Origin of the sequence: Streptomyces sp. NPDC058457 (assembly GCF_042720695.1) — a bacterium.
Classification (GTDB): domain Bacteria; phylum Actinomycetota; class Actinomycetes; order Streptomycetales; family Streptomycetaceae; genus Streptomyces.
In genome coordinates, this window is the sequence record NZ_JBHXLU010000025.1 from 83836 (window position 1) to 102753 (window position 18918).

An 18918-nucleotide genomic window follows, 5' to 3' on the forward strand; every position below is an offset into this window, starting at 1 on the left:
CGGCCGCGGAACCGTCCCGGGGGACTGAGGATTGATGGAGGCATGACCGCACCGCTGCACGAGGCCCGCCCGACGGCGACCGGCCGTGCCCTGCCGGACACCCAGCAGGGCATGCGCCGGCGCAACCTCGCGCGCGTGATGCACGCGGTCAGCGCGGAGGGCTCGCTGTCGCGGGCCGCGGTCGCCTCACGCATCGGCCTCACCAGAGCGGCCGTGTCGACCCTCGTCGACGAGCTGGTCCGGTGGGGGCTCCTGGAGGAGCTGGGCCCCGAGCGGCCCAGCCGGGTCGGGCGGCCGGGTTCGGCGCTCGCGGTGAGCGGGCACGGCCCGGCCGGTATCGGGGCAGAGGTCGGGGTCGACCACCTCGCCGTGTGCGCGGTGGACCTGCGCGGCGAGGTACGGGCGCGCGCAGTGCGGCACGGCGCGAACCGGGGCCGGGATCCGCGCCCGGTGGTGGAGGAGCTGACCGGGCTGGTCCGGCGGGTCGTGGCGGACGCGGAACGGGACGGCCTGTGGCCCGCCGGTCTCGCGGTCGCCGTGCCCGGTCTGGTGGCCCGCGACGGGCACACGGTCGTCCACGCCCCGAACCTCGACTGGCACGGCACCGACCTCGGCGCGCTGCTGCCCGCCGGCCTCCCGCTGACGGTGGACAACGAGGCCAACTTCGGCGCCCTGGCCGAGCTGTGGCTCGGGGAAGCCACACCGCGCGACTTCCTGCACGTGTCCGCGGAGATCGGCATCGGCGCCGCCGTCGTCGTGGACGGACAACTGCTGCGTGGGAAACGCGGTTTCGCGGGCGAGCTCGGCCATGTGCCGGTCCACCCCGAGGGGCCGCGCTGTGCCTGTGGCGGGCGTGGGTGCCTGGAGCAGTACGCGGGCGAGGAGGCGGTGCTGCGCGCGGCCGGCCTCGAATCCCGGCAGGACGCGGTGGGGCTGCTCGCACAGCGGGCGGGCGCGGACCACGAGGGCGTCCGCCGCGCCCTGCAGGACGCCGGTACGGCCCTGGGCATCGCCCTGACCGGCGCCGTCAACCTCCTCGACCCCGAGTCCGTGGTCCTCGGCGGCGCCCTGGCCGGCCTCGCCCCCTGGCTCCTCCCGTCCCTGGAAGCCGAGCTGGCCGACCGGACGACGGGCCCCGCGTGCCCGGTCTCCGTCTCCCGTCTGGGCTCCGAGGGCCCCCTCCTGGGCGCGGCCCACTCGGTGGTCCGGGCCGTCCTGGACGATCCGGCGACGGTGGCGGAGCGGGTCTGACCGAGGCGCGGCCGCCTCAAGCCCCCCATTCACCCGTCCGAGTGAGGGAGTTGTCCACAGTCCCCGCCCTGTCCACGGAACCACCAGGCGCTCTTCTGCCCAACCCGCGAGCGCCGTACCGTGATTCACGCGAGGCATCCGCCGGACCGAGGGAAACACGCACGTCAGGGGGGACGTATGTCGGGAGAGGCGGCCGTGGGGCTGCGGCGGGATGCGGTGGGGTTGCGGGAGGTGCTGTTCCAGAGCGTCACGGCGATGGCGCCTGCCGCCGCTGTCGCCGCGTCCATTCCGGCGGGGGCGGCGTTCGCCGGCGGCAGTCTGCCGCTGGCCGTGGTGATCGCTCTGGTGGCCTGTCTGTTCACCGCGTCGTGTGTGGCCGAGCTGGCGCGGGAGTTACCGGCCGCGGGTTCCGTGGCCACATACGCGGCGCAGGGGCTGCATCCGGCCGTGGGCTTCCTGGTCGGCTGGGGCTATGTGTTCGTGGAGGCGCTGGTTCCGCCACTGCTGCTGCTCCAGCTCGGGTTCACCACGGCGGGGACCCTGCATGACGAGTGGGCCTCCTACCCGGCCGACCTGTGGTGGCCGTGGGCGCTGGCCGGCGCCGTCGTCATCGCCGTCGCCGGGTATCTGGGGGTGCGCGCCTCGGCCGGTTTCGGGACGGTCCTCGGGGTCTTCGAGATCGCGGTGTTCCTCGTCTTCGCCGGTTGGCTGATCGTCAGGGCCGGCGGCCACAACACCCTCTCCGTGTTCGGCACTTCGCACACGGCGGACGGTTACCGAGGGATCAGCGGGGTCTTCGCCGGTTCCGTCTACACCGTGCTGGCGTTCGCCGGCTTCGAGGCGGCCGCGCCGCTCGCCGAGGAGACCCGCGACCCGCGCCGCACGATGCACCGCGCGGTGCTCGGCGCGGCCCTGGGGATCGGCCTGTTCTACGTGCTGACAACCTATGCGATGACCGTGTACTTCGGGCCCGGCAGGTTCGCCTCCTTCGGGGCGGCGGGCGAGGCGTCCTGGGAGGGCGTCGCCCGGGCCTCCTTCGGGCTCTTCTGGGTACTCGTGTTCCTCGCGGTCGTGAACTCGACGATCGCCAACGCCAACGCCTGCGCCAACGTGTCCACGCGGACGGCCTTCGCGCTGGCCCGCATCCGGGTGCTCCCGCGCGTCCTCGCCACCCTCCACCCCCGGTACCGCTCCCCCGTCGCCGGCATCGCGGTGCAGACGGTCGTGGCGGTCGGCGCCGTGCTGGGGCTGGGCTTCGGCTACGACCCGGTGACCGCGTTCCTGCTGCTGGCCACGGTGATCGTCACGGTCGTCATCGGCGTCTACGTCGTCGTCAACCTCGCCTGCGCGGGCTACTTCCTGCGGCGCGGCCGTCCGACCCTCAAGCCCGTGCGGCACCTGCTCCTCCCGCTGCTGGGCATCGTGGCCTTCGTCCCCGCCCTGCTCACCGCGGCCGGTCTGCCCGCCTTCGGCTTCGTGACGAAGCTGACCGCCCCGGTGTCGTACGCCGGACCGGTGGTCGGTATCTGGATGGCCATCGGGGCAGTCGTCCTGCTGGTGCTGATCCGGCGTCACCCCGAGCGCATAGCCGAGACCGCGCGGGTCCACCTCGAAGAGGACAACACCTCAGACACCGTCGCCCCACAGAACGGAGCAGCATCGCGATGACCGACCCCCGGATCCTCACCGTCCGCCCCGGACCGGACGAGTACGCCTGGACGTTCGGCGGGGCGCCGCCGGTGGCGCGGATCGCGCCCGGCACGGTCCTCGACCTGTACACGGAGGACTGCTTCGCCGGACGGGTGCGGTCCGAGAAGGACCTGGTGTCCGAGGTGTGCGAGTTCCCCTTCCTCAACCCGCAGACCGGGCCCTTCCACATCGAGGGCGCGGAGCCGGGCGACACCGTCGCCGTGCACTTCGTGTCGATCGAACCCGCCCGGGACTGGGCGGCGTCGACGACGGTCCCCCTGTTCGGCGCACTCACCTCGACGCACACCACGGCCACCCTCCAGCCGCCGCTGCCGGAGAAGGTCTGGATCTGGCAGCTGGACCGCACCCGGCGCACGGCCCTGTTCCGGGCGCACGAGGGCGACATCCAGCTGGAGCTGCCGTTGGACCCGATGCACGGCACGGTCGGGGTGGCCCCCGCCAATCTGGAGGTGCGCTCGGCCCTGGTGCCGGACGCGCACGGCGGGAACATGGACACGCCCGAGATGCGGGCCGGCGTCACCTGCTATCTCGGCGTCAACGTCGAGGGCGCCCTGCTCAGCCTCGGCGACGGGCACGCCCGGCAGGGCGAGGGCGAGACCTGCGGGGTGGCCGTGGAGTGCGCGATGAACACCGTGGTGATCGTCGAGCTGCTGAAGGGGATCGCGACGCCGTGGCCCCGGCTGGAGTCGGACACCCACATCGTCTCGACGGGGTCGGCACGTCCCCTGGAGGACGCCTTCCGGATATCGCAGCTCGACCTGGTGCAGTGGCTGGTGCGCGACTACGGGTTCGGCGAACTCGACGCGTACCAGTACGCAACCCAGACGGTGGAATCGCCGTTGGCCAACGTGTGCGACACCAACTACACGTGCGTGGCCAAGCTCCGCAAGGAGTGGCTGCCCGCGCGCGAGACTTACCGCGGACTGCATGCCCGACTGCGCGAGACGGCGGCAGCCCTGCGCCGCTGACCGCCCCTCGACTTCCCCGTGCTTCGAGCACGCTTTCGAAAGGCACCCCATCCATGGACCGGGCACGACCGCTCCTCAGCAGGCGACGGCTCCTGAAGGGCGCGGCGCTCGCCGCCGTCCCGTACGCGCTGCTCCCCGCGGGCCGGGCGGGCGCGCAGACCGGGGTCGTCGACTATCCGTCGGCCGAGTGGCAGGCGGCGAGCGGCGACAACCGGACACCGGCCCAGCGCCCCGGCGACTACGCCATCGACCGAGTGATCATCCATGTCACACAGCAGTCGTACGCCGGCACGCTGTCCATCTTCCAGAACCCGAAGAAACGGGTGTCCGCGCACTACCTGGTGCGCTCGGCCGACGGGCATGTCGCGCAGTGCGTGCGGGAGTCGGACGTGGCCTGGCACGCGGGGAACTGGGACTACAACACGCGGAGCGTCGGCATCGAGCACGAAGGCTGGGTGGACAAGCCGGAGTACTTCACCGACGCCCTGTACAGGGAGTCGGCGCGGCTGACGGCGTCCATCTGCGACAGATACGGCATCCCGAAGGACCGGGACCACGTCATCGGCCATGTCGAGGTGCCGGGGACCGACCACACGGATCCGGGCAAGCACTGGGACTGGGTGCGCTACATGAAACTGGTCGGCCAGCCGGAGTGAGGCCGGTGTGGCTGCCCTCGCAGTGAGGCCGGTCGAAACGGTTGTCGGCGCGAACACCGCGAGTGACGATGTCCCCAGTCGCATCGCCGTCGGGAGGCCGAGTTGACCGATCCCTGGGTGGCCCTGGAGCCGGGGGCAGACCCTGCCGAACGCGTCCGGGTGCTGCGCCGGGCGCACGAGACGTTCACCACGGCGGGCACCGTGCCGCGCCCGGTGCGTTCCGTGGTGGCCGAGTCGTGGCGGCGTTCCGCGCGGGCCGGGGTGGGACCGGACGGCGCGGCGCGCGTGGAACTGACGGACGGTGACCTCGGGGCGTACCGGGCGGAGCATCCGCTGGCCCGGGTGATGCCGCTGTTCCGGGAGCTGATGGGCACGTTCGCGGCGGACGGCGAGCATCTGCTGGCGGTGTGCGACGCGGACGGCAGGCTGCTGTGGGTCGAGGGGCATCCGGCGACCCGGCGCCGGGCGGACCGGATGAACTTCGTGCCGGGCGCCCGCTGGTCGGAGACCGCGGTCGGGACCAATGCGCCGGGGACGGCGGTGGCCGTGGACCGGCCGGTGCAGGTGTTCGCGGCGGAGCACTACATCCGCCGGGTGCAGCCATGGACGTGCGCGGCGGCTCCGGTCCACGATCCGCGCACCGGGCGGGTGCTGGGTGCCGTCGACATCACCGGCGGCGACCGGCTGGCGCATCCGCACAGCCTGGGCTTCGTCCAGGCGGTGGCCCGGGCCGCCGAGTCACAGCTGGCGCTGCTCGATCCGCCGGTGCCCGCCGACGAGGCGCCCGCGCTGACGGTGCTCGGCCGGGACGAGGCCGAGCTGCGGCTGGACGGCCGCCGGATCAGGCTCGGCCGCCGGCACAGCGAGCTGCTGGTGCTGCTCTCCCGGCACCCGGAGGGGCTGACCGGCGACGAGCTGCTGTGCGCGCTGTACGAGGACGAGTCGGTGACGCCGGTGACCCTGCGGGCGGAACTGGTCCGGCTGCGCCGGCTGCTGGGTCCGGGGCTGCTGGCCTCCCGGCCGTACCGGCTGACCGCGCCGGTCGAGTCGGACGTGACCGTGGTGGAGCGGCGGCTGGAGGCGGGGGCGGTGACGGCGGCCGCGGGGGCATACACGGGGCCCTTGCTGCCGGGTTCGCAGGCGCCCGCGGTCGTACGGCTCAGGCAGCGGCTGGCGGGCGGGCTGCGGGCCGCGCTGATCGGGTGCCAGGACCCCGACCTGCTGGCGGACTGGGCGCACGCGCCGTGGGGCGAGGACGACATCGAGGTGTGGCGGGCGCTCGCGGCGGTGCGGCCGACGGCGGTCGTGCGGTCCCGGCTGGCGGCCCTGGAGGCGGAGCTCTCGGTACTGGTCGGCTGACCTGCGGCGCAACGTGTTCGCAACGTCCGCTGCCCTAGCCTCCGCGCCGGGAGCTGCCCAACGGCGGGCAGCGCACTGCAAGGAGGCAGGCCACCATGACCCGTTTCGCGGCGCCCGGCACCGAGGGCGCGATCGTCTCCTACCAGGCGCGCTACGACCACTTCATCGGCGGCGAGTGGGTGCCGCCGGTCCGGGGGCAGTACTTCGAGAACCCGTCGCCGGTGAACGGGCAGCCGTTCACCGAGGTGGCGCGGGGTACCGCCGAGGACGTGGAGCGGGCGCTGGACGCAGCGCACGCGGCCGCGCCGGGCTGGGGCCGTACGTCGGTGACGGAGCGCTCCGACATCCTGCTCAGGATCGCCGACCGGATGGAGGCCCACCTCGAACCGCTCGCGGTCGCGGAGAGCTGGGAGAACGGCAAGCCGGTCCGGGAGACGCTGGCCGCCGACATACCCCTGGCGATCGACCACTTCCGGTACTTCGCGGGGGCGATCCGCGCACAGGAGGGTTCGCTGGGCGAGGTCGACGACGACACGGTGGCGTACCACTTCCACGAGCCGCTGGGCGTCGTCGCGCAGATCATCCCGTGGAACTTCCCCATCCTGATGGCGACGTGGAAGCTCGCGCCGGCCCTCGCCGCCGGGAACGCGGTCGTCATCAAGCCGGCCGAGCAGACACCCGCCTCCATCCACTACTGGATGAGCCTGATCGCGGACCTGCTGCCGCCGGGCGTGGTGAACATCGTCAACGGCTTCGGCGTGGAGGCGGGCAAGCCGCTCGCGTCCAGCCCGCGGGTGGCGAAGGTCGCGTTCACCGGTGAGACCACCACGGGGCGGCTGATCATGCAGTACGCCTCGGAGAACATCAAACCGGTCACCCTCGAACTGGGCGGCAAGTCCCCGAACATCTTCTTCGACGACGTGTGGGCGCACGACGACGACTTCCGCGACAAGGCCCTCGAGGGCTTCACGATGTTCGCGCTCAACCAGGGCGAGGTCTGCACCTGCCCGTCCCGGGCCCTCGTCCAGCGCGGCCACTACGCCGAGTTCATGGAGGCGGCGGTCGCCCGCACCCGCCTGATCAAGCCGGGGCACCCGCTCGACACCGACACGATGATCGGCGCCCAGGCCTCCAACGACCAGCTGGAGAAGATCCTCTCCTACCTGGACATCGGCCGGCAGGAGGGGGCGAGGGTCCTCACCGGCGGCGAACGCATCGACTACGACGGGGAGTTGAAGGGCGGCTACTACGTCCAGCCGACCATCTTCGAGGGCGACAACCGGATGCGGATCTTCCAGGAGGAGATCTTCGGCCCGGTCGTCTCGGTCACGTCCTTCGACGACTTCGACGACGCGATCAAGATGGCCAACGACACGCTGTACGGACTCGGGGCGGGCGTCTGGACCCGGGACATCAACACCGCGTACCGCGCGGGCCGTTCGATTCAGGCGGGCCGGGTGTGGACCAACTGCTACCACGCGTACCCGGCGCACGCGGCGTTCGGCGGCTACAAGCAGTCGGGTATCGGCCGCGAGACGCACAAGATGATGCTGGAGCACTACCAGCAGACGAAGAACATTCTCACTTCGTACAGCCCGAAGAAGCTCGGGTTCTTCTAGAGCCTGGAGCCTCAAGTCGGGTTGCCTGGAGAGCAGCGATGCTTCCAGGCAACCCGACATTCGCGGACCCGACAGCGCCGCGCGACATCACCCCCGGAAGCGGGCACTTCGGCAGGGGGCCTGGAGACGTTCGCGGGTAGCGCTGCGCCGGACGAAGTCTTGGCGTGAACCGCCGACGGCGGCTCCCACGGGTTCCGGCTTCACCGGTGCGTGAGCACGCGGAACACGTTGCCGTCGGGGTCGGCCAGCAGCACCGCGCCGTCCGCACCATGGCCGGAGTCGAGACACTTCGCGCCGAGGGAGAGCAGTCGCTCCACCTCCGCCTGCTGATCGCCGTCCGGTGCGAGGTCGAAGTGCAGGTCCTTGCCGGGGTCCGGCATCAACGGCGGACCGCCCCACGTGATCTTCGTGCCGCCGTTCGGCGACTGGACGGCGGTCTCCTCGTCCTGGTCCCAGACCAGCGGCCAGCCCAGCGCCTCGCTCCAGAAGTAGCCCACGGCCTGCGAACCATCGCAGGCGAGCGCTCCGATGAAGCCACAGCCGGCGAGGAAACGGTTGCCCGGCTCGATGACACAGAACTCGTTGCCCTCGGGGTCGGCGAGCACCACGTGCGACGCGTCCGGTCCCTGACCGACGTCGGCGTGCCGCGCGCCGAGGGCGAGCGCCCGCGCCACAGTCTCCTGCTGGTCCTCCGGTGAGGAACTGGTCAGGTCGAAGTGCAGCCGGTTCTGGGCGACCTTCCGCGCCTGGGTGGGACGGAAGCCGAGGCGGTATCCGGCGTCGTTCCCGGACATCAGGGCGACGCCGTCGTGGGAATCGTCGGCTCTCTCCAGGCCCAGGACACCGGACCAGAAATGCGCGAGGCGGTCCGGCTGGTGCGCGTCGAAGGAGAGTGCGATGAGTCGGCTGGTCATTGCATCACGCTTCTTCGGTCCGTCGAGTGCCAACTGTCGGCAGGGCGCCGTGCCAACGCCTCGGACGAGGATAGGTACAGCTCTCCCGCGTGGACGTGCCGAGCTCCCGATTCGTTGCGGGTGGAGGGGGTGGCGGACGCGTCGACTCCGATGCACCGGCGGCCGACTCGACGAACGGCAATGCCGCGGGCAACATCGCGGAACCGCTGAGGCGGCGCCACCGGCAGCGGGACGCCGTTCCTGGGCCCGGCGGGCCCAGGACGCCTCACGCGCAGGCCCCGACCCGCCGCTGCCTGGCGGGCGTTCGGATGAGGCGTCCGGTCTGTCGGGTGTCTGCGACGACGGAGCCCACCTTCGCGTCGGATTGAAACCGTTCAATCGAACTGCCGTCCCACCCGGGCTTCCCGCATCCCTCGACGCCGCGAACTGACCACGCGAGAAAAACCCTTGCACGGCGATTGACCCCCGCCTCGCCCGGCTCTACGTTTTCCACGCCCCTTCGTTCTGAATCGATTCACCCTCTCTCCCTGTGCGTGAGGAGCCGACGGCCCGCATCAAGGAGGAGTCGCCGGTGCGCACTCCTTGTCGCCCTCGCCGCAGGAATCTAGACTCCCGACCATGAACTGAAGTTAGTTCAGTTCGGGATCCTCGGCAGAAGGGAGTGGGTCATGGACGGTTCCCTCAAGGGCAAGGTCGCTCTCGTCACCGGGGCGGGCCGGGGCATCGGCCGGGCCATCGCGGTGGAGCTGGCCCGGCAGGGCGCCTCGGCCGTGGCCGTCGCCGACCTCGACGAAGCGGCCGTCGGCGAGAGCGCCGACATGGTGCGTGCCGAGGGGGCGAAGACCGAGACGATCCGGTGCGATCTGCGGGTGCGCGACGACATCGAGGCCATGGTGGCACGGTGTGCTGAACGCTTCGGCGGCCTTGATGTGCTGGTCAACAACGCCGGAGTGATCGACACCGCGTTCACGACCGGCCAGGACCACGGTGTCGGTTCGCTCCCCGAGGAGGTCTGGGACGCCGTCTACGAGGTCAATCTCAAGGCCGTCTGGCTGACGACCAAGTTCGCGGCACCGTACCTGCGCCGCTCCGCCCGCGGCCCGGCCATCGTCAACGCCGCGTCCGTCTCCGGCCTGGTCGGCTTCCCCAACTGCCCCGCCTACGGCGTCACCAAGGCCGGTGTCATCCATCTGACCAAGGTCACCGCGGTCGACCTGGCCCCGGTGCGCTGCAACTGTTTCTGTCCCGGCGTCATCGACACACAGCTGACGCGGGAGTACTCCGCCGCGGCCGAGGACCGCGAGGCGATGGCTCGGAAGCTGGTCGCCCCGCAGCTGGTGGAACGGCTGGGACGGCCGGAGGAGGTGGCGCGGCTCGCCTGCTTCCTGGCATCGGACAGCGCGGCGTTCATCACGGGCGCCGCCTATGTGATCGACGGCGGCGCGCTGGCCTGGCGCGGCGTCAAGGGCTGAGGGACTGAGGGAGGGATGGGTGTGATGGAGGCGAGGCTGGGCGGCCGGGTGGCCCTGGTGACCGGCGCGACCGGAGGCATCGGCGACGCCGTCGTACGACGGCTCGCGGCCGAGGGCGCCACGGTGGTGGTGACGGACGTCGACGCGGCGGGCTGCGAGAAACTCGCCGACGAGGTCGGCGGCGGGGCCGTCGGGCTGGCGCTGGACGTGCGCGACGAGTCGGCCTGGGAGGCTGTCGTGGACCGGGTGACCGGTCGGCTCGGCTCGCTGTCCGTGCTGGTGAACAACGCCGGTATCGCCGCGATGCGCACCGTCGAGACGGAGACCCGGGAGTCCTGGGACCAGGTGATCGGGGTGACCCAGACCGGGGTCTGGCTCGGTATGAAGCACGGCGGCGCGGCCATCGAGCGTTCGGGGGGCGGCTCCGTCGTCAACGTCGCGTCGATCTTCGGTACGGTCGGCGGTTTCGGCTCCCAGTTCTCGTACCACGCGGCCAAGGGCGCCGTGCGTCTCATGACGAAGAACGCCGCGCTGCACTGGGCGCGGCGCGGTGTCCGGGTCAACTCCCTGCATCCCGGTTTCATCGAGACACCCCGGTCCCGTGAACTGTGGCGGGGCACACCGCGGTTGGCGGCGATGCTCGACGGCACACCGCTCGGCCGGCTCGGTACGCCCGAAGAGGTCGCGGCGGCCGTGGCGTTCCTCGCCTCCGACGACGCGAGCTTCATGACCGGCTCGGAGCTGTATGTCGACGGAGGCTGGACGGCACGCTAGGCGAGAGCGGCCGGCGTCCCAGGGGGCGCGGTGTAGTGGTCGACGCCGTCGTCCGACCGGGTGCGCCGGACGTGACCGCGGGCCACCAGTACGTCCAGGTGGGCCGCGGTCTCGTTGACCGCGAGCATCTGGTTGAAGGCGTTCAGGTCGGTGAAGGGGACCTTGCGCCGCGTCCACCCCAACTCACCGGCCAAGTCGTGGGCGTTGAGGGTACGGTCGCCGAGGACCGCCCGGGTCTGGGCGAGCCGGTCGTCGTGATGGGCCAGCAGCTCTCCGACCCTGCCGTGCACGCTGTCGCCCACCGGGCCGTGCGCGGGCAGCAGTCGGGCGTCCGCGAGCGTCGTCAGCATCCGCAGCGAGTCGAGGTAGTCCCCCAACGGCAGTTCGGCGGGGCCGAGTTCGAAGCCGATCGACGGCGTGATGTGCGGCAGGACGTGGTCCCCGGAGAACAGCAGGCCCCGGGCCCGGTCCAGGTAGACGACGTGTCCCCGGGTGTGGCCCGGGGTCGGGATGACCGCCAACCTCGCGTCACCGAACCGGAGTTCCTCCGCCTCCAGCCAGCGATCCGGGGCCTCCCACACGCCCGGGTCGAAGTCGCCGTGGTCCATCGCGGCAACGCGCTCGGCGAGTGCGCCCGCGCCGGACCGCGTCAGTGTCTCCAGCGAGCCGGCCGGCCGCGTCGTGCGCAGTGATGCGAGCAGTTCCAGGCCTCGGCGTTCGCCGGAGCCCAGGTAGACCCGGGAACCGAGCAGCCTGCGCAGCGTCACGGCCTGGGTGTAGTGGTCGCGGTGGATGTGGGTGACCAGGATGTGGCTGATCTCGCCGAGGTCGTGGCCGAGGTCGGCGAGCGCCTCCTCCAGTGCCTTGCGGGACCCGGGGATGGACCAGCCCCCGTCGATCAGGACCAGCCCGTCCGCGAGGCCTTCCAGCGCGTACACGTTGACCGCCCGCAGTCCGTCGTCCGGCAGCGGGAGCGGGATGCGGTGGACGCCGGGCAGTACGGTCTCGGCTCCCGCCTCCGCCCACCGGCCGCGGTCGAAGCGGGGGGTGCCGGTCGTGGGGGTGGTCATGCGTCTCCTTGCCGATGCGATTGCCGGTACGGTCGCGGGGCCGGCTCCGGGGAGAGCCGGGTGTGCAGCTCGTGTGCGAGTCTGCGGGCCCCGGGGCGGTCGAGCTTGCCCACCGTGGTCTGGGGCAACTCGGCCACGGTGAAGGCGAATTCGGGCCACTTGGCCTTGGACAGGCCGGTGCGGTCGAGGTGTGCGGTGATGTCGTCGAGGCCGATGCCGTCGTGGCCGTCCTCCGTGACCACGAGCACGGCCGCCCGTTCGCCGAGCAGGGGGTCCGGTACGGGCACCACACAGGCGCGGGCGACACCCGGGTGGGCGGCGACGGCGCGTTCGATCTCCGTGATGTCGAGGTTGCGGCCGCCCCGGATGATGACGTCCTTCTCCCGGCCCATGACGGTGACCGTCCCGTCGTCGCCGGTCACCAGCAGGTCCCCGGTGGGGAAGAAACCGTCCGGGGTGAGAGCGGGCGGCTCGACCTTGCCGTCCCGGGCGTACCCCACGAACAGGGAGGGGCCGCGGACCTCGGCCCGGCCGGTCCGGCCGGGGCCCAGGACGGTGCCGTCGGCGCCGACCGCGCGCAACTCGGTGCCGGGGAAGGGACGTCCGTCCCGGCCCAGCCGGATCTCCTCGGGGTCGTCGGGACGCGGGGAGGTGTGCCCGAGGCATTCGGACATGCCGAAGACACGCAGGATCCGGGTCCCGAGCGAGCGTTCGGCACGGGCGAGGGCGCCTCGGTCCATGGGACCGCCGCCGACGGTGATCGAGCGGACGCCTGCGAGAGCCCGTGATCCCGCGGCGGCGGAGCCCATCTGAAGGGCCATGGTCGGCACGCACATGGTCCACCGGACGTCGTTCGCGGACATCAGCGTCAGTGCCTCCTCGCGGTCCCACCGGCCGCCGAGGACGAGCGGGCCGCCCAGCATCAGTGCCATGCCCACGCCGAAGCAGTACGCGGCGGTCGAGGAGAGGGGCACGATCGCGGCCACCGCGTCGCCGTCGCGCAGCCCGTTGATCTCCGCGGTGCGGGCGCAGGCGTAGCGCAGGGCGCTCTCGGACTGGACCACTCCTTTGGGCCGCCCGGTGGAGCCGGACGTGAGGCCGATGAGCGTGCCGCCGGACCAGCGGGAGACATCGCGCGGGCCGCGGCCGGCGAGTACCTCCCAGCCGTCGAGAGCGCCGGCCGTCCGCGCACCCGAAGCGCCTTCCCATCCGACCGCGATGCCCTCCCGGGCCCGCCATGCCCCGGCCGCGGACGGTTCGGCGATGACGACGTCGGGGCGGAGGTCCTCCAGCGCCGCCGCGAACTCGGCCTCGGTCGTGTGCCGGTTGACCAGCGCCAGGACCCCGCCGGTCAACCCCACGGCGAGGGTCGCGGCGACGGTGCGCCAGGAGTTGTCGGCCTGGAGCAGTACGGTCCCGCCGGGCGTTCCGTCCGGTGCCATGGCGTCGGCCAGTTCGGCCGCGCGCGCCAGCAGGTCACGCGCGCCGTGGCGGCCGAAGTCGTCGACGACGGCTGTGAAGTCGGCGCTCTGTGCGCGTTCCTGGAACTCCCGCACTGTCTGTCGCATCCGCTGCTTCCTCGCCTCTGCGCGCGAAAGGTGGTGGGTGACTGTCCGTCCCGGACGGGCGTGCTCAGCCCGGGTACAGCTCCGTCTCGCCGCCCATGACGGCGATCCGCCGGCCCCGCATGTCCCCGACCTGGGCGACCGCGGCCGCCCACTCGGGACTGGCCAGTGCCTTGCGCAGGTCCTCGGCGGTGTCGAAGCCCAGGACGGACACCCCGTCCCAGCCCTCGGAGCGCGGTTCGAGCGCTGTGTCGATCTCGGTGTGCCGCCAGGAGCGCAGTCCGGGCAGGACGCGGGTGAGTTCGGCGTGTTCGCCGCGCCACCAGCCGATGAACCGCTCGTGCGTCCACTCGGGCGGCCGGGCGGCCAGGAGGATCAGGTTGTACATGGCGCCCTCCTCGGGCTTCTCAGGTGAACAGCACCTCGGGCGAGCGTCCGATCATCAGGCGGCGCAGCCGGCCGCTGTCGTCGAGGCGGGCGCCGGCCACGAAGGTGGCCTCCGGCACCCCGGAGCGCCGTACCTCGCCGAGGAACAGTTCGTCCCGGCCGACGGTGCCCGCGCTGAGCAGGTGGTGCGTGCGGACGCCCACCTCGCGCTGGGCGAGGTAGCCCTCCAGCTCGGCCCGGCCGCCGTGGAAGTCGGTCGCGCCGCCGCCCCCGGTCGAGAAGAGGATGGAGAAGGAGAAGTCGTCGCTGATCAGGTCCAGGACGCGGTCGGCGTCCTCGCTGTCCAGGAGGGCGAACCACCGGGTCAGGAACACCGCGGTGGACTGCGCGGCCGGGGCGGTCACGGCCGGTCCACCAGGTCGAAGTCGGTGGTGAAGAAGGACTGGTAGCGGGCCATCAGCCCGGCGGGCGAGATCTGCGCGGCGGAGAGGAACGCCCCCGTGGTGACGCCCTTCTCGACGACGAAGCCGTACGCCGTCTCGACATCGCCGTCGACCGCGAACCTCTTGATCTCATGGGTGCGGTCCACGGCCTGGCGCCCTGCTATGTACGCGGCGAACTCCGCACGCGAGGTCCCGCTCCGCTCGCCGCCGGGCAGGGCGATGAGGAAACGGAATCCGGGCTCCACCAACTCCAGGGCCTTCTCCGGATCCTGACCGTCCATACGGGCCATGTACTCGCGCAGCACCATTGCCGATCGCTCTCCCTCGCACCCCTTGAAGCAACCTGAGTTCAGTTCAGTTTGACTGTAGGACGGCCGCCCCGGCCCCGACAAGAGGCGGGACGGATCCGGAGACTATTCGGCGACCATGCGCACCACGCATCCCTCGATCATCTCGCTGATCTCGGCGAGGGGGATCGCTCCGGTCGGGCGGTACCAGCGCCAGACGCTGACGATCATGCCGAGCACGGACAGGCCGAGGGTGTGCGCGTCACGCAGCGGGAAGGCGCCCTTGGACATGCCCCGCATCAGCAGGTTCGTCCAGTCCCGCTCGACCATCTGCACCAGCTGGCGTGCCGCGACCCGCTCGGTCTCCTCCCGCTTGGACTTGCGGGGGTTGGCCAGCAGGGACATGTTGGCCTGGAGGATGCGCATCTGGCGGATCTCCTGCTCGCTGACCGCGAAGGCGGAGCGTACCGCCGCGCGCACTTCCTCGACCGGCTCCGTCACGTCCTTCGTGGCCTCGACGAACTGGTCGTGGGAGCGCTGGAGCTCCAGGCGCATGATGGTGAGCAGGCAGTGGGCCTTCGACTCGAAGTAGTGGTAGAGCGCGGTCTGCCCGATGCCCACCCGGTCGGCCACCTCGGACCACTTGGTGCTCTCGTAGCCGTCCTCCCCGAACCGCTCCACCGCGGCCACCAGGATGGCCGCCCGCTTCGACCTGGGCCCCTCCTCCGGATCCACGATCCGTGCCCTTGCCATCGCCGCTCCCTCTGCTCCACGGCCGGTTCCGATCACCGTCCGGTCGTCCGAGAGTAGACCCAAGTTCAGGTTGGCTTCGAATCGACGGGGCGCGAGCCCGCGGGCACCCCCGCCCGTCACCGTGCTTCCGCACGCGCGAAGTCCGGCCGCCGCCGGCCGAGGAACGCGGCCAGGCCCTCCGTCCCCTCCCCGGACACCGCGGCGGCGGCCAGCCGGCGGGCCTCCGCATCGAGCTGTTCGTCCAGGCCGGCCGAGAACGCGCCGGCGACCAGGCGTCGCGTCACGCCGTACGCCTCGGTGGCCCCGCGCGCCAGGGTCCTCGCGGCGCCCGCGGCCTCCTCCCGGAGCCGCTCGGGTGCGACGACCCTGCTCACGAGCCCGATCTCCAGCGCTTCCCCGGCGGACACCCGCCGGTTGGTCAGCAGCAGGTCCAGCGCCCGCCTGGCGCCGACGAGGCGGGGCAGCAGCCAGCTCACCCCGGCGTCCGGCGAGTACCCGACCGCGGTGTACGCGGCCGTGAAACCGGCGTCGGCGGCGGCGAACCCCAGGTCGGCGGCCATGGCGAGCCCGAGTCCGGCCCCGGCGACGGCCCCCTGCACCGCCGCGACCAGCGGCGCGTCCAGCCCGGCGAAGATCCGCAGCGCCCCGTGCAGGGCGTCGGTGACATCGGTGAGATGCCCCGCCAGCAGTTCCCTGGGCAGAGCGCCGAACTCCTTCAGGTCGCCGCCCACGCAGAAGGAGCTCCCCCGCCCGGTGAGCAGCACCGCCCGCACCCGGGCCGCCTCGCACTCCCGCGCCGCCGCCAGCAGCCCCCTTGCCATCGCGAGGTCGATCGCGTTGCCCGAGCCCCGGCACATCTCGACGTGGGCCACCCCGTCGTCGTCGATCCCGACCGTGACCCTCATCGCGCCGTCCACCCGCCATCCACGGTGAGCACCTGGCCGGTGCAGTACGAGGACGCGTCCGAGGCCAGATAGAGGAGCGCGCCGTCGAGTTCGCCCGGTGCGCCGCCGCGCCCGAGCATCGTGCCGCGCTCCACCCAGCGCCGGGAGCGTTCGTCGGCGAACAGCCCGTCGGTCATCTCGGAGCGGAACCAGCCGGGGGCGAGGGCGTTCACCCGTACCCCGGCCCCTCCCCACTGCCCGGCGAGCTCGCGGGTCAGCCCGAGGAGCCCAGCCTTGGAAGCGGCGTAGGCGGCCCCGCCGAGCGGGGCGCCGGAGACAAGCCCGAGGACGGACGAGACATTGACGACCGATCTCGTACGGTCGTGATCGCGCCGTGCCTCGGCGAGGAGCCGGGCCAGGTGGAAGGGTGCCACGAGGTTGACGGCCAGGACGCCCGCGAAGTCGCCGGGGCTCTCGTCCTCGGCCCGTACGGCACCGGACACCCCCGCGTTGTTGACCAGCACGTCGAGCCTGCCGGTGTATTCGAAGGCGGCCTCGGTCAGCCGGACGCGGTCCGCCTCCCTCGCCACGTCGCAGACGACGGGGTGGATGCGCGGATCGGCGTCGGCCAGTTCCTTCAGCCGGTCCGGTCGCCTGGCGGCCGCGAACACGGTGGCCCCGGCCGCCGCGAGCACCGTGGCGAACCGCGCGCCCAGCCCTGACGAGGCTCCGGTGACCACGGCCGTCCGGCCTTCGAGCGAGAACAGGTCCACGCCCGCGCCGGTCATCCTTCCACCCCGATCGGCAGCGCGGTCGCCCCGCCGTCCAGGACCAGCGTCTGGCCGGTCATCCAGGACGAGGCCCCGGACGCGAGGAACACGGCCGCGTTCGCCACGTCCTCGACCGTTCCCAGCCTGCGCAGGGGGAGCTTCGCGGTCAGGATCGGCTCTCGCGGTTCCCATACGGCCCGCGCCAGTTCGGTCTTGATCAGGCCGGGTGCGATGGCGTTTACGCGGGCGTGCGGCCCGAGTTCATAGGCGAGTTGCCGGGTCAGGTGGAGCATCGCCGCCTTGGTGGCGTTGTACCAGCCGATGTGCGGATCGACGACCAGGCCTCCGACGGAGGCGATGTTGACGACGGCTCCCCCGTGCTCCCGCATCCATGCCCGCCAGGCGTACCGGGTCCAGACGACCAGGCCGTACTGGTTGACCTCCACGGTCTTGTGGGCGCGCGGTGGGTCGAGTTCGAGGAGGGGGCCCATGTACGGGTTGGTGGCCGCGTTGTTGACGAGCACGTCGAGTCGGCCGAACCGGTCCATGGTCTCCTCGGCACACCGTTCGGCGTCCTCCGGCCGGCCCGCGTGGGCGACCACCTCGTGCACCTCGCCGTCGCCCTTGGCCCGCAGCAACTCCTGACGGGCGGCGGCCAGTCCGTCCGGTTTGCGGGCGGCGATCACCACATGGGCGCCCGCCTCCCGGTACGCCTTCGCGATGCCGAGACCGATCCCCCGGGAGCCGCCGGTGATGACGGCCACCCGTCCGTCCAGTACCGGTGCGTTCGGTGCCTGAGCGCCATGTGGCTGCGCGTTCATGCCGACTCCTCGGGATACCTGGCCAGTTCGCGTCGTGCGACGGTGCGCAGATGCACCTCGTCCGGCCCGTCCGCGATCCGCAGCGCCCTGGTGATGGCGTACAGGCGCGCCAGTACGGTGTCGTCGCTGACCCCGGCCGCCCCGTGCGCCTGGACCGCGCGGTCGACCACCCGGTGGGCCACCTCCAGCGCGGCCACCTTGATCGCGGCGACCTCGGTGCGGGCGGCCGCGTTGCCCGAGGTGTCCATGAGCCAGGCCGATTTCAGGACCAGCAGGCGCAGTTGCTCGATCTCGATGCGGCTGCGGGCGATCCACTCGCGCACGACGCCCTGTTCGGCGAGCGGCCCGCCGAAGGCGTTCCGGGTCAGGGCCCGGCGGCACATCAGCTCCAGGGCGCGCTCGGCGAATCCGACCGCGCGCATGGCGTAGTGCATGCGGCCGGGCCCCAGCCGCCCCTGCGCCAGGGCGAATCCCTCGCCCTCGCCGCCGAGCAGCGCGGACACGGGCACGCGTACGTCCTCGAAGAGCACGTCGCCGTGGCCGCAGCGGTCGGTGTAGCCGAACATCGGCAGGTCGCGCAGGACCGTGATGCCGGGGGTGTCGCGCGGGATCAGCAGCATGCTCTGCTGCCGGTAGGTGGGAGCGTCCGGGGCGGAGACCCCCATCAGGATGATCAGCCGGCAGTCCGGGTCGAGGATCCCCGAGGTGTACCACTTGTGCCCGTCGACGACGTACTCGTCGCCGTCCCGGGTGATGCGGGTGCGGATGTTGCGTGCGTCAGAGCTGGCCACCTCGGGCTCGGTCATGGCGAAGCAGGAGCGGACCTCGGCGGCCAGGAGCGGTCGCAGCCAGCGGTCCTGCTGTTCCGGGGTGCCGAAGAGGGCGAGCAGTTCCATGTTGCCGGTGTCCGGGGCCGAGCAGTTGAAGACCTCGGGGCCGATGACGGAGCGGCCCGCCAGCTCGGCCAGTGGCGCGTACTCGAGGTTGGTGAGGCCGGCGCCCCAGTCGCCGTGGGCGAGGAAGAGGTTCCACAGCCCCTCGGCGCGCGCCTTCTCCCTCAGCTCCCGCATGATCGGGGGCAGTTGGTGCGGATCCTTCGCTTCGGCGAGCTGGCGGTCGTATACGGGCTCGGCGGGCAGGACGTACTCCGCCATGAACGCGGCCATGCGCGAACGGAGTTCCTCGGCCCTCGGCGAGAGTCCGAAATCCATGGTG

General features: G+C 72.1%; 19 protein-coding genes. 8 read left to right on the forward strand and 11 right to left on the reverse strand.

The window, feature by feature from the left end:
• The first annotated feature begins 42 nt into the window (after window positions 1–42).
• From ACFWPS_RS21290 to adh, 6 genes are all read left to right on the forward strand, one after another.
• Window positions 43–1251: an ROK family protein gene (locus ACFWPS_RS21290; protein ID WP_383707324.1), complete on the forward strand. Its 1209-nt coding sequence runs from the start codon at window positions 43–45 to the stop codon at window positions 1249–1251.
• A gap of 177 nt (window positions 1252–1428) precedes the next feature.
• Window positions 1429–2919, forward strand: coding sequence for an APC family permease (locus ACFWPS_RS21295; RefSeq protein WP_383707326.1), 1491 nt, complete (start codon window positions 1429–1431; stop codon window positions 2917–2919).
• Window positions 2916–3929 carry an acetamidase/formamidase family protein gene (locus ACFWPS_RS21300; protein ID WP_383707328.1) on the forward strand — a complete coding sequence of 338 codons (1014 nt, stop codon included), beginning with the start codon at window positions 2916–2918 and terminating at the stop codon, window positions 3927–3929. The genes ACFWPS_RS21295 and ACFWPS_RS21300 overlap by 4 nt, the downstream gene beginning before the upstream one ends.
• Window positions 3930–3982: 53 nt before the next feature.
• Window positions 3983–4585 carry an N-acetylmuramoyl-L-alanine amidase gene (locus ACFWPS_RS21305; protein WP_383707330.1) on the forward strand — a complete coding sequence of 201 codons (603 nt, stop codon included), beginning with the start codon at window positions 3983–3985 and terminating at the stop codon, window positions 4583–4585.
• A 102-nt stretch (window positions 4586–4687) separates the two neighbouring features.
• Window positions 4688–5944: a GAF domain-containing protein gene (locus ACFWPS_RS21310; protein WP_383707332.1), complete on the forward strand. Its 1257-nt coding sequence runs from the start codon at window positions 4688–4690 to the stop codon at window positions 5942–5944.
• A gap of 95 nt (window positions 5945–6039) precedes the next feature.
• A complete protein-coding gene (gene adh, locus ACFWPS_RS21315) occupies window positions 6040–7563 on the forward strand; it encodes an aldehyde dehydrogenase (protein ID WP_383707334.1) in 1524 nt (507 codons plus the stop codon).
• 200 nt (window positions 7564–7763) lie between these two features.
• On the opposite strand, the gene ACFWPS_RS21320 is transcribed toward adh, so the two are convergent.
• Window positions 7764–8477 (reverse strand): VOC family protein, encoded by a 714-nt coding sequence (locus ACFWPS_RS21320; RefSeq protein ID WP_383707336.1) that lies wholly within the window; start codon window positions 8475–8477, stop codon window positions 7764–7766.
• A 668-nt stretch (window positions 8478–9145) separates the two neighbouring features.
• Between ACFWPS_RS21320 and ACFWPS_RS21325 the strand changes: the two genes are divergently transcribed.
• Together ACFWPS_RS21325 and ACFWPS_RS21330 are read left to right on the forward strand one after the other, a co-directional pair.
• Window positions 9146–9949: an SDR family NAD(P)-dependent oxidoreductase gene (locus tag ACFWPS_RS21325; protein WP_383707338.1), complete on the forward strand. Its 804-nt coding sequence runs from the start codon at window positions 9146–9148 to the stop codon at window positions 9947–9949.
• A 24-nt stretch (window positions 9950–9973) separates the two neighbouring features.
• Window positions 9974–10723 carry an SDR family NAD(P)-dependent oxidoreductase gene (locus ACFWPS_RS21330; RefSeq protein WP_383707340.1) on the forward strand — a complete coding sequence of 250 codons (750 nt, stop codon included), beginning with the start codon at window positions 9974–9976 and terminating at the stop codon, window positions 10721–10723.
• Here the strand turns inward: ACFWPS_RS21330 and ACFWPS_RS21335 are convergent.
• From ACFWPS_RS21335 to ACFWPS_RS21380, 10 genes are all read right to left on the reverse strand, one after another.
• On the reverse strand, window positions 10720–11793 hold the full coding sequence (locus tag ACFWPS_RS21335) for an MBL fold metallo-hydrolase (protein WP_383707342.1): 1074 nt from the start codon (window positions 11791–11793) through the stop codon (window positions 10720–10722). The genes ACFWPS_RS21330 and ACFWPS_RS21335 overlap by 4 nt on opposite strands.
• Window positions 11790–13361, reverse strand: coding sequence for a class I adenylate-forming enzyme family protein (locus ACFWPS_RS21340; RefSeq protein ID WP_383707344.1), 1572 nt, complete (start codon window positions 13359–13361; stop codon window positions 11790–11792). Before ACFWPS_RS21340 ends, ACFWPS_RS21335 begins: the two co-directional genes overlap by 4 nt.
• A 64-nt stretch (window positions 13362–13425) precedes the next feature.
• Entirely contained in the window at window positions 13426–13746 is a 321-nt protein-coding gene (locus ACFWPS_RS21345) for an EthD family reductase (RefSeq protein WP_383707346.1), read from the reverse strand.
• A 19-nt stretch (window positions 13747–13765) separates the two neighbouring features.
• Complete coding sequence (locus ACFWPS_RS21350; protein WP_383707348.1) at window positions 13766–14149, reverse strand: nuclear transport factor 2 family protein; 384 nt, start codon at window positions 14147–14149, stop codon at window positions 13766–13768.
• On the reverse strand, window positions 14146–14496 hold the full coding sequence (locus ACFWPS_RS21355) for a nuclear transport factor 2 family protein (RefSeq protein WP_383707350.1): 351 nt from the start codon (window positions 14494–14496) through the stop codon (window positions 14146–14148). Before ACFWPS_RS21355 ends, ACFWPS_RS21350 begins: the two co-directional genes overlap by 4 nt.
• 105 nt (window positions 14497–14601) lie before the next feature.
• The gene (locus ACFWPS_RS21360) at window positions 14602–15228 is read right to left on the reverse strand and encodes a TetR/AcrR family transcriptional regulator (protein ID WP_316784154.1); all 627 of its coding nucleotides are present in this window, start codon (window positions 15226–15228) and stop codon (window positions 14602–14604) included.
• 116 nt (window positions 15229–15344) lie between these two features.
• Window positions 15345–16133, reverse strand: coding sequence for an enoyl-CoA hydratase-related protein (locus ACFWPS_RS21365; protein WP_383707352.1), 789 nt, complete (start codon window positions 16131–16133; stop codon window positions 15345–15347).
• The gene (locus ACFWPS_RS21370) at window positions 16130–16900 is read right to left on the reverse strand and encodes an SDR family NAD(P)-dependent oxidoreductase (protein ID WP_383707354.1); all 771 of its coding nucleotides are present in this window, start codon (window positions 16898–16900) and stop codon (window positions 16130–16132) included. The genes ACFWPS_RS21365 and ACFWPS_RS21370 overlap by 4 nt, the downstream gene beginning before the upstream one ends.
• A complete protein-coding gene (locus ACFWPS_RS21375) occupies window positions 16897–17703 on the reverse strand; it encodes an SDR family oxidoreductase (protein ID WP_383707356.1) in 807 nt (268 codons plus the stop codon). Before ACFWPS_RS21375 ends, ACFWPS_RS21370 begins: the two co-directional genes overlap by 4 nt.
• Window positions 17700–18914, reverse strand: a complete 1215-nt coding sequence (locus ACFWPS_RS21380) for an acyl-CoA dehydrogenase family protein (protein ID WP_383707358.1) — start codon at window positions 18912–18914, stop codon at window positions 17700–17702. The genes ACFWPS_RS21375 and ACFWPS_RS21380 overlap by 4 nt, the downstream gene beginning before the upstream one ends.
• Between the last annotated feature and the right edge of the window lie 4 nt (window positions 18915–18918).

Excerpts from the sequence above, each read along its gene's own strand:
- ACFWPS_RS21365 (WP_383707352.1), bottom strand. The coding sequence starts at position 16,133 with ATGAGGGTCACGGTCGGGATCGACGACGACGGGGTGGCCCACGTCGAG.
- ACFWPS_RS21305 (WP_383707330.1), top strand. The coding sequence starts at position 3,983 with ATGGACCGGGCACGACCGCTCCTCAGCAGGCGACGGCTCCTGAAGGGC.
- ACFWPS_RS21380 (WP_383707358.1), bottom strand. The coding sequence starts at position 18,914 with ATGGATTTCGGACTCTCGCCGAGGGCCGAGGAACTCCGTTCGCGCATG.
- ACFWPS_RS21290 (WP_383707324.1), top strand. The coding sequence starts at position 43 with ATGACCGCACCGCTGCACGAGGCCCGCCCGACGGCGACCGGCCGTGCC.
- ACFWPS_RS21320 (WP_383707336.1), bottom strand. The coding sequence starts at position 8,477 with ATGACCAGCCGACTCATCGCACTCTCCTTCGACGCGCACCAGCCGGAC.
- ACFWPS_RS21330 (WP_383707340.1), top strand. The coding sequence starts at position 9,974 with ATGGAGGCGAGGCTGGGCGGCCGGGTGGCCCTGGTGACCGGCGCGACC.
- ACFWPS_RS21295 (WP_383707326.1), top strand. The coding sequence starts at position 1,429 with ATGTCGGGAGAGGCGGCCGTGGGGCTGCGGCGGGATGCGGTGGGGTTG.
- ACFWPS_RS21325 (WP_383707338.1), top strand. The coding sequence starts at position 9,146 with ATGGACGGTTCCCTCAAGGGCAAGGTCGCTCTCGTCACCGGGGCGGGC.
- ACFWPS_RS21360 (WP_316784154.1), bottom strand. The coding sequence starts at position 15,228 with ATGGCAAGGGCACGGATCGTGGATCCGGAGGAGGGGCCCAGGTCGAAG.
- ACFWPS_RS21340 (WP_383707344.1), bottom strand. The coding sequence starts at position 13,361 with ATGCGACAGACAGTGCGGGAGTTCCAGGAACGCGCACAGAGCGCCGAC.
- ACFWPS_RS21335 (WP_383707342.1), bottom strand. The coding sequence starts at position 11,793 with ATGACCACCCCCACGACCGGCACCCCCCGCTTCGACCGCGGCCGGTGG.
- ACFWPS_RS21345 (WP_383707346.1), bottom strand. The coding sequence starts at position 13,746 with ATGTACAACCTGATCCTCCTGGCCGCCCGGCCGCCCGAGTGGACGCAC.
- ACFWPS_RS21355 (WP_383707350.1), bottom strand. The coding sequence starts at position 14,496 with ATGGTGCTGCGCGAGTACATGGCCCGTATGGACGGTCAGGATCCGGAG.
- adh (WP_383707334.1), top strand. The coding sequence starts at position 6,040 with ATGACCCGTTTCGCGGCGCCCGGCACCGAGGGCGCGATCGTCTCCTAC.
- ACFWPS_RS21375 (WP_383707356.1), bottom strand. The coding sequence starts at position 17,703 with ATGAACGCGCAGCCACATGGCGCTCAGGCACCGAACGCACCGGTACTG.
- ACFWPS_RS21370 (WP_383707354.1), bottom strand. The coding sequence starts at position 16,900 with ATGACCGGCGCGGGCGTGGACCTGTTCTCGCTCGAAGGCCGGACGGCC.
- ACFWPS_RS21300 (WP_383707328.1), top strand. The coding sequence starts at position 2,916 with ATGACCGACCCCCGGATCCTCACCGTCCGCCCCGGACCGGACGAGTAC.